The 1,159-nt window shown below is 38.6% G+C and carries 2 protein-coding genes; both read right to left on the minus strand.

Features of this window, described 5'->3' with window-relative positions; translation table 11 throughout:
* A partial coding sequence (locus L1D51_RS21465) for a hypothetical protein (RefSeq protein ID WP_239964836.1) occupies positions 1–201 on the minus strand: 201 nt, incomplete at its 3' end.
* A gap of 9 nt (positions 202–210) precedes the next feature.
* On the minus strand, positions 211–1,159 hold a 949-nt coding region (locus L1D51_RS21470; protein ID WP_239964837.1), incomplete at its 5' end, for an ABC transporter substrate-binding protein.

A 1,159-nucleotide genomic window follows, 5' to 3' on the forward strand; every position in this document is an offset into this window, starting at 1 on the left:
AATATCCACAGCATAGTTGCTAATCTTACCGATGTTAATATCCACAGCATAGTTGCTAATCTTACCGATGTTATTGAAAGAGTCCTCAATCGCTTTAAACCTTTGATTAATAACCAAATAACTCGCACTCATAGCGACAAATACAAGCACCATCGCAAGCGACATTTTTGCAGCTAGAGATTTTGAAAAAAAGCTTAACAATTTACTTCCCTATGCGTTAAGTAGTTCATACCACTTATCTAAACTGTAGTCATAATTTGGCATCACAGTATTCCAAACCGCAATATTCGAAAAGCGTTTAATATAACTGCCACCATCCCTTATTTCGCCTGCTTTAATAGATACTTTTCCATCTGTTCCCTTCAAGTCAGTTGATGCTTCTTGTCCTTCATACCAATAGTTCCACTCAGGTTTCGACATAAGCGGTTGGCTACGGCTAGGGTTAGAAATGTAATATCCTTGTCTTGCTATAAATGCGCCTGGGTAGCCGGATAACCACCAGTTCATATACTCATACGCAGCATCTTTAACATGCCCATGGGTATTTTTTGATAAACACATAACTCCATGCCATGCTCTGTATCCTTCTTTTGGCGATGCATAAGTTACTGGAATGCCTTGCCCATTTAGCGAACTGACACCTGGTGAGAACATACTTTGAATGGTCACTCGGTTCATTTTCATAAAATCAACAGATTGCGGTACTGACGTCCAAAAACCTGAAAAATGACCTTGCCGTTTCTTTTCAAATAAAATGGCAAATAATTGGTCAATCTCGGCAATACTCATATTACCTAAATCATTAAACTTCATTAATCCTTTAGCTTGGGCGGCTAAAGCAGCATCAAAGATACCTATTGTTGGTGCATTAACTAATGCCACTTTGCCTTTATTCTTTTCATCTAATAACCATGCCCAAGATTCTGTTTCGTAAGGGATACCTTTTTCAATAACATTCGTGTTATAGCCAAATGAATCGACATTATGTACATAAGGCATGAAGCTAATTAATTTGGATGGTGTTTCTCCTAACGAACCATCCGGCTGTGCATAAAGAAGCTTATTGGGTGAATCGCCTGCACCTAACTTTGCATCCGGTACAATTTTACCTGTCTTGGTAAGTGGGTTTATTTCATCCCAATAAACGAGTCTATCAACC

It is taken from the genome of Pseudoalteromonas shioyasakiensis, assembly GCF_022398475.1.
Classification (GTDB): Bacteria; Pseudomonadota; Gammaproteobacteria; order Enterobacterales; family Alteromonadaceae; genus Pseudoalteromonas.